Genomic DNA, 12,661 nt, shown 5'->3' on the forward strand with positions numbered 1-12,661 from the left:
TCACTGCCCACGCGGGGCCGACCCGCAACCGCTACACCTTTTACCACGCTCGATAGCGTTCGTGTATGCACGGTCGTGCAGTCGCACTGGGGGCCGGAACGGTGCTGAACGCCCTCTCGACGGGTGTCGGCTCGGCGTTCGCCATCGACGTCGAGACGACCGCGACCGTCGATCTCGACGACTCCGGAACGGTGGCGGGGACGATCGCCGAGAACGAAGACGCCGACACCCGACTGATCGAGCGCTGCGTCGAACTCGCGATCGAGACCTACGGGGACGGCGACGTCTCCGGCGGCACGGTCCGGACCGAAAGCGACGTTCCGATGGCTGCAGGCCTGAAAAGCTCCAGCGCAGCGGCGAACGCGACGGTTCTGGCGACCGCCGACGCGCTGGGTGCGGATCCGGAGCCGCTTGCAGCCTGTCGCCTCGGCGTTACCGCCGCGCGCGACGTCGGCGTCACAGTCACGGGCGCGTTCGACGACGCCTCGGCGTCGATGCTCGGCGGCGTCACCGTCACCGACAACGCGGACGACGACCTCCTCGCCCACGATACGGTGGAGTGGGACGTTCTCGTCTGGACGCCACCGGAGCGAGCGTACAGCGCCGACGCCGACGTCGACCGGTGTGGCAACGTCGCGCCGATGGCTGATCTGGTCGCGGATCTGGCGCTCGACGGCCGCTACGCCGAGGCGATGACGGTCAACGGCCTGGCGTTCTCGGCGGCGCTCGGCTTCTCGGCCGATCCCGCTATCGAGGCGATGCCCCACGTCGAAGGCGTCTCGCTTTCGGGCACCGGACCGAGCGTCGTCGCCGTGGCGGAACCCGCAAGCGACGGACTCGAATACGTGCAGGAACAGTGGGACGAACGGGACGGCCGGACTTGGCGGACGACCACGCGAACTGACGGAGCACGACTCGAATGACCCGAAACGAACACACGGACGGCGACCGCGAGGAGGAACCCTCGCTGGACGAACTGCGCGAAGAAATCGAAGACATCGACCGCGAGATCGTCGAACTGATCGCCCGCCGGACGTACGTGGCGGACTCGGTCGCACAGGTGAAAGCGGACCGCGGACTCCCCACCACGGACGAAGGCCAAGAGGAGCGCGTGATGGAACGGGCCGGTCGGAACGCCGACCACTTCGACGTCGACTCGAACCTCGTGAAAGCCGTGTTCAGGTTGCTCATCGAGTTGAACAAAGTGGAGCAGCGGGAGAATCGGTAAGGTGCCGCACTCGCGGACGCTCGCCTCTGTTCCCGAACCAGAAACAGAGCACGATCGGCCAAACTGATTTATTACTACCTCTTGTACCAAGCCGTATGGGGAGTTACGCGACACCGCCGGACTGGTCGGACCCGACCGACGAGGACGATGACGAGGACTCGGCAGTCAAACTCGGTGACCTACTGTCCGGACGACTGGCTGATGTCGACATAGACTCCGTCGAGGCAGTTCGCGAAGTGCGAGAACGTTGATGAAGGTGTTCGTCGACACGAACGTTTTCATCGCCAGCATTACCGACGAACCGGGCCGCGGTGACGTAGCGACGGAACTGCTGAACGAACGTCACGAGTTCTGCACGTCGATTCTCAACCTTATGGAGATTCGTTCGGTCTTGACGAAAAAGAAGCGCGTGGAACAAGAGCGGGTCGAGGAGGTACTGACGGATATCTACGGACGCGTCGATATCTATGCGCCGGAGATAAGCGACCAGATTTCGGCGTACACCCTCCAGCAGGACACGTTACTGTACACGCTCGATTGCGTCCTCCTCGCTCTCGCCGAAGATATCGACGCCACGTTGGTCACGTTCGATGGTGAGCTACTGGAAAACGGTGCTATCTCGCCAAGCGAGCTGATGGAGTAGGGTAGGACTCGAGAGGTCAGGGGAATAGGCGGCAACCCGTTTACGGCGGGGAGGATGTCACCCTAACTCTATCCCGTAGGGACAGTCGGGTGTTTCCGGAAATCCATCGTACGGTTCCTCACCCTCGTGACAACAGTTCCAGGCGCGCATTTCTGCCACAAATCGGAACACCGCATCGTCTACCGGAATGTGTTTCTCTCCGTTGCTGAACGTTGTCACTGGTACGTCAAATTCTGCAAGTTCTACCGTGTGTACCGTCGAACAGGTTTTGCACATTGCCCGCCAGCCTTTGTCGACGAGTACACCGTTCTCGGTAGTTCTGGTCTCCCTTGAATCCAGTATTACATCCTGAAACAGCAGATCCACCATATCACCGTGGAGATAGGTACCTTGCTTATAAATTATGCTTCGTTGACGGTCGCGATCGGGAACCAGCGTGGGTTCGGTTCGATTCAGCGACCGAGTTCATACTGTCGAACGTAACTATCTGGAAATTCTCGGCACCACGAGGTGCCGAAATGTTCCACGAACTTACGTCCGACAGTATCAAAACAGCCGGCTGAATACACTCAGATCACTCCCGTCTTCCGTCCTCAGGATGGGCCGCTGAGAGACTGGTATCGGAGCGATTATCCTTTGTGCTTGCGGCACTGTCCTCTCTTGAGCCCAGATCTTCTGCCTCCGGGACGCGGATGCAACGAACGTCGTGTTCGTCGTGCGATTCGAACTCGGGGAAGCTTTCGGAGCACTCGTCTGTCGCGATCGGACACCGCGGGTGGAATCGACACCCTTCGGGAGGATCACTGGGCTCGGGAACGCTCCCGGGAAGCGTAATATCGTTCTCTGATTTATGATGCGGATCCGGAACTGGAACGGCCGAAATAAGCGCCTGCGTGTACGGGTGTTTCGGGTCCGTGAACAGATCCTCCGTCGACGCTTTCTCGATGATGTTGCCGAGGTACATCACCGAGACGTGCGTCGCGAAGTGACGCACCACCGAGAGGTCGTGCGTCACCATCACGTACGTCAGATCGTATTCGTCCTTGATCTCGTCCAGCAGTCGGAGTATCTTCGATTGCACGCTCACGTCCAGGGCGCTCGTGGGTTCGTCCAAAAGAAGCAGCGAGGGGTTCAGACTGATCGCGCGGGCGATCGCGACTCGTTGCTGCTGGCCGCCGGAGAGTTCGTGCGGATAGCGCCCGTAGTATCGTGGACCGAGTCCCACGTCGTCCAGCAGGCTCACCACCCTGGCGTCGATCTGCTGCGTCGTCGCATCTGTATGCAGGTGAAGCGGTTCGCTGATTATCTGCCCGATCGTGTTCCGCGGATCGAGTGAGGATTCGGGATTCTGAAAGACGATCTGAATCTGGCTTTTGATGGCCCGCTTTTCGCTGCTGGAGAGGTCGTTGATCGGGGTCCCATCGAAGGAGACGGTCCCGTCTGTCGGCTCTTCGAGTCCGAGAAGCGTCTCCAGCAGTGTGCTCTTCCCACACCCGGATTCGCCGACGATCGCGTGTGTATCACCGGGATAGACGTCGAGGTCGACACCATCGACCGCGCGTACCGTTCCGGTCTGTCGTCGGAAGATACCCTCCTTGATGGGGTAGTGCTGTTTCACGGCCCTGGCTTTCAGCAGCGGCCCGTCCGTCATCGCATCCGCGCGTGGCTGTGTGCGGCGGCTCATTGGTCCTCCGCGTCGTGCACCAGACACGAGGCTTGGTGATCCCGACCCTCGATTTTGCCGGGCTGCGTCGTTTCACACCGTTGCTCCGCATCGGGACATCGCGGGTGGAAAGCACACCCGCTCGGCGGCTCCCGCATATTCGGGACGGTCCCTTCGATCACCCGTAGCTCTTCGTCTGCCCGCTCGATATTCGGAATCGTCTGTAACAGTTCGCGTGTGTAGGGGTGAGTCGGTCGATCGAAGATGTCGTACACACTCCCGTACTCGACGACTTCCCCGGCGTAAATGACCCCGATTTTGTCGCAGAACTCCGCGACTACTCCTAAATTATGAGTAATCCACAGAACTGATACATCTTCCTCTTCGACGACTTCACGGAAAATGTCTATTACCTTTTTTTGGACCGTGACGTCCAGCGCAGTCGTGGGTTCGTCCGCAATTATCAGATCCGGATCGAATCCTAACGCCATCGCGATAGATACACGTTGCTTCATTCCTCCTGACAATTCGTGTGGGTAGCTATCCAGGATCCGCTTCGGGTTCGGCATATCGACCTTCTCGAGATATTCGATTGCGACCGACTCCGCCTCCGCATCGCTCATATTCCGGTTGTGGCCGATTTTCTCGATCATCTGGCTTCGGATCGAGTAGACGGGGTCTAGTGACGTCGAGGGGTCCTGGAAGATCATCGTGATATCACGTCCCCTGACGCGCTGCATCTGCGACTTCGAAAGCGACAGGAGATCCTGTCCGTGAAGTTCGATCGATCCGTCGACGATTTCGCCCGGCGAATCGACCAGTCTGAGGACTGACTGCGCGGTGACCGACTTGCCGCTGCCGGATTCGCCCACCAGACCGACGCGCTCACCTTCGTTGATGGTCAGATTCACGCCGCGAAGCGCGTTCACTGTTCCCGCGTCAGTGTGGAACGAGGTGTGTAGATCGCTGATTTCGAGCAGTTTCTGTGTCATCGTTTGTCCTCCAGTTTCGGATCGATCGTGTCGTGGAGTCCCTCGCCGAGGAAGTTAAACGACATAATCACCAGCACGATCGCCAGTCCCGGGAATACCGAGATCCACCACGCCGAGGTGATGTACTGCCGACCGGTAGACAGCATAATCCCCCACGACGGGGTCGGGGGCTGGACGCCGAGTCCGAGGAACGAAAGGGACGCTGCGACAGCGATCGCGTTCCCCATCTGCAGCGTTACCACGACGAACGCGGGGATGATCGCGTTCGGGATGAGGTGTCGGAAGATGATCCTGGTATCACTCAGTCCGATTGCCTCCGACGCCTTGATGAAGTCCAGTTCCCGGAGCGAGAGTACCTCGCCGCGGACGAGTCTGGCGAACACCCCCCAGAACACCAGGCCGATGGCGACCAGAACTGTCGTGAGGTTCGGCTCGAGAACCGACGCCAGCGCCAGTCCCATAATGATCGCTGGAAACGCCCACGTCGTGTCTATCGCCGTCCGGACAGCCGCGTCGACCCAGCCGCCGTAGTATCCGGCCAACGCACCGAGGAGAGAGCCGACGACGAAAGCGATCCCCATCGACGTGACGGCGATCTGGAGTGCGATCCGAGTCCCGAAGATCACTCGCGAAAGGATGTCCCGTCCGAGGCTGTCGGTCCCCATCGGATGCGCCACCGACGGCGGGGCTCTGATCGCAGTCGGGTGGACCGCGGTGGGGCTGTAGGGGGCGATTTGCGGCGCGAAAGCCGCGACGACGACGACGATCAAAAGTAACATTCCACCGACGATCGAAAGCCGATGGCTCGACAGATCTTTGATAAAGTACCAGATACGTTCGAACCGGGATTCCGCGCTACTGATCTCCTCTACCTCTTCGTTCCACTCTTCGAGTATCGCTTCCCAGTTGATTTCGGTAGATGTGCGTTCACTCATTGTCACTCATAGCGGATCCGTGGGTCGACCAAGCCGTACAGGATGTCGGCGAGGAAGTTGCCGAGCATAATCGTCGTGACCAGAATCATCAGGATGGCGCGGACGACTGGATAGTCACGCTTGAAGATGCTGTCGACGAGAAGGTGGCCGACACCGGGACGGTTGAACACGATTTCGATCACCAGCCCGGACGCCAGAATGTACCCCAATCGAAGCCCGAACAGCGTGATGATCGGGATGAGCGCGTTCCGGAGCGCGTGTTTGAACACGACGCTTCGTTCGGGAAGTCCGTGGGCGCGGGACGCGGTGATGAATTTCTCGTTCAACGTCTCGATCATCGACGATCGCATCACTCTGGTTTCGATCGCGCTGCCCCGAAGTCCGAGCGCTACCGCCGGGAGAACGAGCAGACCGATCGTCCCGTACCCGACGGCGGAAACCCACTGTAACTGGATCGCGAAGATCAGGATGAGGATGATCGCGAACCAGAAACTGGGAAAGGAGATGGCAAGGAGGACAAAGCCCATCGAGAGGTAGTCCCAGACGGTGTGCTGTTTGATCGCGCCGATGATACCGAACGGGATCGCGATGGCGTACGAGATGAAAAGCGCCAGCGCCGAGAACCTGAGGCTGATCGGAACTCGAAGGGCGATCATCTCCGTGACTGGCCGGCGCGTCGCGGCAGAGATTCCGAGGTCGCCCTGCAGCATATTCGCGATCCACGTCAGATACTGGACGTACAGCGGATCGTTGAGTCGCCACTTGTTTCGCAGCGCTTCGATCGTTTCGGGGCTCGCTCTGGGAGGCGCGAGCGTCGTGACTGGATCGCCGGGAGTGATCTGGACCAGCATAAACACGACTCCCGATGCGATGAGCAGTTTGGGGATCAGTCCCAGCGTCCGCCGTGCGAGATATGACTGAAAACTCATCAGTAGCTCGGTTTTCCTACCACTCGTCGCTCTCGACGGGCCACATCACCGCTCCTTTGTAGTGCGGTTTCCAGTTGTTGATGTGGTCGCCCCACGCGTCCGCCGCTTTTGGATACATCAGGTAGATCATCGGGACCACCTCGTCGAGCAGATACTTGTGCGCCTCCTTGTATCGCTGTGTCCGCTCTTCGAGCGTGGTCGCATCCTGTGCCCGATTCGTTATCTCGGTCGCTTCGGGGAACTGCTGCCACGCGTTGGAGTTCAGATAGTACGAATCCTCCGCGTCTTCGCTCGTCGCCCACCAGAGTTGATCGGCGTTGCCCCAGTCGTAGAACGTCGACATCCCGGCGGCGAAGTTTCCGCTGCCGACGTCTTCTTTGAACGTCGAGGTGTCCGTGGTACTCACTTCCATCACGACGCCAATTTCCGTGAGCTGCTCTTTGATGAGCGTCGCCCGTCGCCGCGACAGTTCCGTATTCTGCGTCAGCAGCGTAAAGCGTGCCTCGCGGCCGTCCTTCGTGCTGACGCCACCGGGGTTGACCGTCCAGCCGTTCTCGCTCATCACCGACTTCGCCCGTTCGAGGTCGTAGGTGTAGTTGTACTCCTCGGGGATGTCGTGGGCGTCGACGGTCGGGACCAGATAGTTCGGGGCAGGTTCGCCGACGCCGTTGAAAATCACGTCGACGATCTGCTGCCGGTCGATGGCGTACGAAATCCCCTTCCGGAGGCTCAGCTCTTCCGCCAGGACGGGCGCCGTGCTCGTCTCGGGGTTCAGATTGAGCATGATGAAGATCTGCTCGGTGCTTGCCGGCGGGGTCCCCGTATTGTACTCGTCGCTCTCCTGGTAGTTCGGGTACTTCGAGTATGGGACACCGGCGATCATCCCGTCGATGTCGCCGGCCTCGAAGGCGGACGTCCGGGTCGCCGTCTCGGGGTAGGACTGGTATTCCAGCCGTTTCGGCCGGATATCGACCTCCGCGTCGTACAGTTCTCTCTCCCAGGGCTTCGGCCAGCTCCACTCCTCGTACCGTTCGAGCACCGCGTGGTTCGAGTCGTGTTCGATCTCTTTGAACGGGCCGGCGCTGACCACCTTCCCGCTCTGTCCGTACTCGTCGCCGTACTCCTCGACTGCCTCCCGGCTGTGGATCTGTCCCCACGCGGACGCGAGGTCCCAGAGGATGTACGGGTCCGGGGAGCTGAACATCACGCGAGCACGATAGTCGTCTTCGACGACCACGTCGTCGACCTTGCTCACGATGTACGACGTTCCGGAACCGTTCGCCAGGAAGTCGGTCAGATGCCACTTGACGTGTTCGGCGTTGAACTCCGATCCGTCGTGGAAGATGACGTCGTCCCGGAGGTCCATCACCAGTTCGCTGCCGTCGTTCTCGAACGACCAGTCGGTGGCCAGATGCGGTTCGACGCCACCCTCCCGGTTAAACGTGGTTAGCGTGCTGATGACTCGATAGTTGTGTGCCCCGTCGTCGGCCGCTTTGCGGGTGTCCATGATCGTCGGGACCGGTTCGGGGAGGCCGATTCGTACCGTCCCACCGCCGCCCGACTCGTCCATACTGCCCGTCTCGGTACTGCCGCCGGTGGTGGTCTCGCCGCCACTTTCGGTATCGAGACCGGTTTGGGCACCGTCCTGGTCGCCACTACACCCCGCGAGCCCGACAACACCTAGCAGTGCGCTTTTTCTGAGGAGCTTGCGTCGCCGCATGACGTATGCCATCTATGAACACAGATATAAAAAATTTATTACTGTCGAAATGCCGAAGAGTTACTCTCACCTGCGAGCGAAAACGACTGGTCTCCCGCGGTGCGAACCCATACACTGCAGGTATCAGACCGAACCAACTGTGCAAGCGCCGCTCACGCCGAAAGCGGGAGTTCGTCATTGGTTGTCCCGCTAGTTCCCCATACCGCAGCATCGAGCAGCCGGGAGATCGCCCAAGCGTCGATCGTTTCATACGAATCAACGTGCATGTGATATTCAGAGAAGGCAGCCTTCCGCACGGCTACCGGCCGCAGGCGCGCCGGTGTAGAACACCCTCTCACTCACCGCAGTCGGAGGCGACTGATTTCAGTTTCTCACTCGCCGTAGTCGATGGCGACCGACTTGAGTTGGGTCATCGATTCGAGGTGCCAGTGACCCTTGTACTCGCCGCCGCTGCCGCTCTCTTTGAACCCGCCGAACGGCAACTGGTGCTCCCAGAAGTTGTTCGTCCCGTTGACGACGATACCCCCCGATCGAAGCCCGTCGATCACCTTGTGTGCGTTCCGGATGGACTCGGTGAACACGGCCGCTTGGAGCCCGTACCGGGTGTCGTTGGCGACCGCCACCGCCTCTTGGCGGTCCGCGACGGGGATGATCGGCGTGAGCGGGCCGAACGTCTCCTCGGTCGCCGCCAGCATTTCGGGGTCCACGTCGGCCAGGACTGTCGGCTCGATGTACCGCTCGCCGACGGACCCGCCCGTGGTCACGCGCGCACCCGACTCGGTCGCCGTCGTGATATGCCGCTCTGTCGTCTCTCTGACGTCGTCGTTGATCGGCGGTCCGATGTCGGTCTCGGCGTCGCGGGGATCTCCGACGGTGAGTTCCCGGGTTCGCTCGGAGACTGCCGCGACCAGCTCCTCGTAGACCGGTTCCGTCGCGATCACGCGTTCCGATCCCGAGCACGACTGGCCGCAGTTGTAGTTGCTCCCCAGAACGATCGCGTCCGCGGCCTTCGACACGTCGGCATCGTCGAGCACCAACACCGGATCCTTGCCGCCGAGTTCGAGCAAGCACTCGGCGCTCCGCTCCGCCGCCGCCGCTGCGATTTGCTGCCCGACGTCGGTACTCCCGGTGAACGCCAGCAGCCGGACGTCCGGATGACTGCTCAGTGCTGCACCGACGGTCCCGCCCGCGCCGGGAACGAAATTGAATGCCCCCTCGGGAAGCGACATCTCCGCGAACGCTTCGGCGATGTGAGTGGCGGTCAGCACAGCGTCGGAAGCGGGATTCCACGCTACAGGGTTTCCGGTGACCAGCGCCGCCGAAAGATGATCGGTCGGGATCTCGAACGGGTAGTTCCAGGGTGTGATGATCCCGGTGGGCCCGTAGGACTCCCGCCGGGTGAAGTTGTGACGATCGTCGTACTGCGATCGTGTCACCTCGCCCGAGAGCCGGACCGCGTCGGCGGCGTACTCGCGACCTGATCGAACAGCACTCCGGATCTCTTCTCTGGCCTCGCTTTGTGGCTTGCCCACTTCGGCCACCATCGTTTCAGCAATCTCGTCGGTCCGGTCTTCGATCGCGTCCATCGCGGCTTCGACCGCGTCCGCGCGACGATGGACGTTCATCTCGCGGAGCTGTTTGGAGGCGCGTTCAGTCGCTGCGACGGCGCGGTCGACGTGTTCCGCCGTGCCGGCAGCGACCGTTCCCAGTTCGCTCCCGTCGATCGGAGAGGTGGCACGAATCCGCCCGGAATCCGGTTCGATCCACTCGCCGCTGATGTACAGGGGCTCCATCAGCCGTAGTGTGGTAGAGGATATCATAAGTTTTTGTCGCTCGCACGGAACGCTTTTGCTCCCCCCACAACGCCGTATCCGTGGGAGCAATGTCAGCCACCGCTTTCGTCGTCGCGCTGTCGCTCGTTTCGGGCGCGTTTTGGGGAGTCGGCCCAGTCTTCTCCAAGCGCGGGATGGAACGGGGCGGCCAACCCCGTCGAGCGACGCTCATCGTTCTTTTCGTCGGTGCCGGGGTCTTCTGGGCCGCACTGCTCGGGCGCGGGACGGGCCATCTCTCCGTGACCCGGTTGCCCGTCGCGGACATCACTATTTTCGCCGTCTCGGGGATCGTCGGGACCTCCTTCGCGTGGTTGGCGTGGTTCCGGGGAATCAGACTGGTGGGCGCGAGCGTCGGGAACGTCCTCTTTTATACGCAACCGCTCTTTGCCACAGTGCTGGCGGCACTCGCCTTGGGTGAACAGCTGACGCCGTTCACCGCCGTGGGTGTAATCTTGATCGTCTCCGGCGTCGGATTACTCTCGCTATCGGGCGGGACGAACGTCCAGTTGCGGTTCTCGAAAGCGCTACTGCTCCCGCTGGCGGCGGCGGTGTTCGCCGCCGTCAGCAACGTCGTGAACCGATTCGGGTTTCAGACGTCGGCGGCGACGCCGCTGGAGGCCGCAGCGATCAATCTGACCAGCGCGTTGCCGCTGGTCGTCGGACACACCCTGAGCTATCATCCGGATGTGCTGACGACGCCCGACCGCTCCGATATGTACTTCGTCTGCTCGGGGCTGGCAAACGCGGCCGCCGTCTTCACGATGTTTACCGCCCTCGCGAACGGGCCGGTGGTGATCGTCGCACCGCTCGTGAGTACGTCACCGCTTTTCACGACTGCGTTGGCTCACCTCTTTTTGAAGGACGTCGAGACCGTCACCGCCCGAACGGTCCTCAGCGCGTCGCTGACTGTCGTCGGGGCGGGAATAACCGCGGTGTGATATAGTAGCGTTTGCAACTGAGTACTTATCCGATCGCACGACTACGTGGGATCGTGTGAGCGAAGACTTGCAAACGCTACTATAATGGTCACTCTCACTTTTTCCCGCCGAGCGCCACCCCCGTTGATGGCGCTCGGCGGGAAGAGACGAGGGTAATCAGTATGAGTCACACGGGATACCGTTATTACCGTCCGGTGGCGAACTTCCAACTATGTCTGACGGCGACCCGCCGCGGCCGGCAAATCTGCCACCCGGGTTCGACGACGAGTCCCCGTACGCCGATGTCGATTTAGCGGAGTTCCCCGAGTGGTGGCGCCGCAACGTCGAAGAGTTCCGGGAGCACGAGATGCGACCGTATCGTCCGCCACGACTGGCCGACGGGACGGTCACGACGGAACTCATCGACCGGCTGGAGTCGACGTACGACGTGGAGGTTCGTATTCGGGCGGTCGATCCTCACGAGGGAGGTGCTTGGGAGATTCTGGTCGACGACGAGGCTGTCCGCTCGATCGAGCGGACTCGCACCGAAGCAGGGAACACACGATACGAGATTACGGCGGCCGCATTCGAGCGTGCGGTCACAGACGCCGTCACTGGGTGAACGACGCTTACAGGCCGTACAGGCGGTCGGTATTGTTGGCCAGTACGTCCGCCAGTTCGTCGGCAGTGACCGAGTCCGACAGGCGATCGACGACCGTCTCGGGAAGATCGCTGACTCCGTGTGGGAGGTCCGACGCGAACAGGACGTTCTCCGGGCCGACCATATTCACCATCGCAGCGAACAGCCGGCCGTCGTCGGTGGGTTGGTTCATCGGCTGTGTCGTCCAATAAAAGGAGTCTGCGAGGTATGCGCTCGGCAACTTCGAGAGCGCGGGGATCTCGTATCCGAGTTCGAGATAGTGGTCGTCCAACCGATGGGTAAACGAGGGCACGAAGCCGATCCCTGCGCCCTGGATGACGAAGTCGAGATCGTACTTCTCGGGGATCCCCTCGAACAGTATCGACGTGAGGTTGCGCATCTGGACGAACCCGTGCTGGTAGACGAAGTCCTCCGGGAAGGACTGCGCCCACCAGTACTGCTGTCCGAAGCTCTTGTTCCCGACGGTCGACTTCATCGCGATCGGGAGGTCGTGCGATTCAGCGGCGTCGTACAGCGGTTCGTACTGACGATGCCCCGGCGGTGGAAGCAGGCCACTCGCGGGCAGTTGCACCCCCACGATGTCGTCTTCGTCGGCGACTCTGTCGATCTCTTCGGCCGCGCGCTCGGGGTGCTGGGGAGCGACGACCGCGTTCCCCACGAGGTTCGGACAGTCGTCGAGTTCCGAGAGCAGCCAGTCGTTGTACGCACTCGCGATGGCGACCGCGAAGCGGTCGTTGTTGACCTCCGAGAGGCCGAGGTTCAGCGTCGGATTGACCACTCCGGCATCGATGTCGACGGCGCGCGCCCGCTCGGCGAGTTCGGTCGCACCGATCGTCTCGTCGATGTCGTCATCGGCGACGGCCTCGCCGCCGCCGTTGGTCCGCTTGTACTCGTAGAGCGGATAACTTGACGGACCGGCGTAGATCATATCGTGCCGGAGTTCGGTGAGCGAGATGACGCGGTGGGCGCCGGACGACTCGTCCATATGATCCAACAAATCTTCGGGTGTCTCCTGCACCTGCGCGTCGGCGTCGACGATCCGATCGAGATCGCTGACGCTTTCCAGACGGTCCGCTTCGGGTACTTTCAGTGCGCTGTCCAGCATATTGGCGAGTTGCGATTCGGGGCACATAATAGTATC

Annotated in this window: 14 protein-coding genes; 6 read left to right on the forward strand and 8 right to left on the reverse strand. The window is 61.2% G+C overall.

Annotated elements, in window-relative coordinates; all coding sequences use genetic code 11:
* Nucleotides 1-65: 65 nt before the first annotated feature.
* The 4 genes from RJT48_RS13560 (at nt 66) to RJT48_RS13575 (ending at nt 1,871) form a co-directional block, all read left to right on the forward strand.
* Nucleotides 66-923 (forward strand): shikimate kinase, encoded by an 858-nt coding sequence (locus RJT48_RS13560; RefSeq protein ID WP_311172857.1) that lies wholly within the window; start codon nt 66-68, stop codon nt 921-923.
* Entirely contained in the window at nt 920-1,228 is a 309-nt protein-coding gene (locus RJT48_RS13565) for a chorismate mutase (RefSeq protein WP_311172858.1), read from the forward strand. The genes RJT48_RS13560 and RJT48_RS13565 overlap by 4 nt, the downstream gene beginning before the upstream one ends.
* 95 nt (nt 1,229-1,323) lie before the next feature.
* Entirely contained in the window at nt 1,324-1,479 is a 156-nt protein-coding gene (locus RJT48_RS13570) for a hypothetical protein (protein ID WP_311172859.1), read from the forward strand.
* Complete coding sequence (locus RJT48_RS13575) at nt 1,479-1,871, forward strand: type II toxin-antitoxin system VapC family toxin (protein ID WP_311172860.1); 393 nt, start codon at nt 1,479-1,481, stop codon at nt 1,869-1,871. Before RJT48_RS13570 ends, RJT48_RS13575 begins: the two co-directional genes overlap by 1 nt.
* A 57-nt stretch (nt 1,872-1,928) precedes the next feature.
* On the opposite strand, the gene RJT48_RS13580 is transcribed toward RJT48_RS13575, so the two are convergent.
* From RJT48_RS13580 to RJT48_RS13610, 7 genes are all read right to left on the reverse strand, one after another.
* Nucleotides 1,929-2,240 (reverse strand): hypothetical protein, encoded by a 312-nt coding sequence (locus RJT48_RS13580; RefSeq protein WP_311172862.1) that lies wholly within the window; start codon nt 2,238-2,240, stop codon nt 1,929-1,931.
* Between the two features lie 205 nt (nt 2,241-2,445).
* Nucleotides 2,446-3,555: an ABC transporter ATP-binding protein gene (locus RJT48_RS13585; RefSeq protein WP_311172863.1), complete on the reverse strand. Its 1,110-nt coding sequence runs from the start codon at nt 3,553-3,555 to the stop codon at nt 2,446-2,448.
* Complete coding sequence (locus tag RJT48_RS13590; protein WP_311172864.1) at nt 3,552-4,526, reverse strand: ABC transporter ATP-binding protein; 975 nt, start codon at nt 4,524-4,526, stop codon at nt 3,552-3,554. The genes RJT48_RS13585 and RJT48_RS13590 overlap by 4 nt, the downstream gene beginning before the upstream one ends.
* Nucleotides 4,523-5,461, reverse strand: a complete 939-nt coding sequence (locus tag RJT48_RS13595; RefSeq protein ID WP_311172865.1) for an ABC transporter permease — start codon at nt 5,459-5,461, stop codon at nt 4,523-4,525. The genes RJT48_RS13590 and RJT48_RS13595 overlap by 4 nt, the downstream gene beginning before the upstream one ends.
* A gap of 2 nt (nt 5,462-5,463) precedes the next feature.
* Nucleotides 5,464-6,390: an ABC transporter permease gene (locus RJT48_RS13600; RefSeq protein WP_311172866.1), complete on the reverse strand. Its 927-nt coding sequence runs from the start codon at nt 6,388-6,390 to the stop codon at nt 5,464-5,466.
* 16 nt (nt 6,391-6,406) lie between these two features.
* Nucleotides 6,407-8,122, reverse strand: a complete 1,716-nt coding sequence (locus RJT48_RS13605) for an ABC transporter substrate-binding protein (RefSeq protein WP_311172867.1) — start codon at nt 8,120-8,122, stop codon at nt 6,407-6,409.
* 359 nt (nt 8,123-8,481) lie between these two features.
* Nucleotides 8,482-9,903 (reverse strand): aldehyde dehydrogenase family protein, encoded by a 1,422-nt coding sequence (locus tag RJT48_RS13610; protein ID WP_311172868.1) that lies wholly within the window; start codon nt 9,901-9,903, stop codon nt 8,482-8,484.
* A gap of 89 nt (nt 9,904-9,992) precedes the next feature.
* Here RJT48_RS13610 and RJT48_RS13615 point away from each other — a divergent pair, with 89 nt between their 5' ends.
* Both RJT48_RS13615 and RJT48_RS13620 read left to right on the forward strand, forming a co-directional pair.
* Nucleotides 9,993-10,880, forward strand: coding sequence for an EamA family transporter (locus tag RJT48_RS13615; protein WP_311172869.1), 888 nt, complete (start codon nt 9,993-9,995; stop codon nt 10,878-10,880).
* Between the two features lie 211 nt (nt 10,881-11,091).
* Complete coding sequence (locus RJT48_RS13620) at nt 11,092-11,481, forward strand: hypothetical protein (protein WP_311172870.1); 390 nt, start codon at nt 11,092-11,094, stop codon at nt 11,479-11,481.
* A gap of 7 nt (nt 11,482-11,488) precedes the next feature.
* Here the strand turns inward: RJT48_RS13620 and RJT48_RS13625 are convergent, their stop codons facing one another.
* Complete coding sequence (locus tag RJT48_RS13625) at nt 11,489-12,625, reverse strand: amidohydrolase family protein (RefSeq protein ID WP_311172872.1); 1,137 nt, start codon at nt 12,623-12,625, stop codon at nt 11,489-11,491.
* Nucleotides 12,626-12,661 lie beyond the last annotated feature (36 nt).

The sequence above is a fragment of the Halobellus ordinarius genome, assembly GCF_031823395.1.
Taxonomy (GTDB): Archaea; Halobacteriota; Halobacteria; order Halobacteriales; family Haloferacaceae; genus Haloquadratum; species Haloquadratum ordinarius.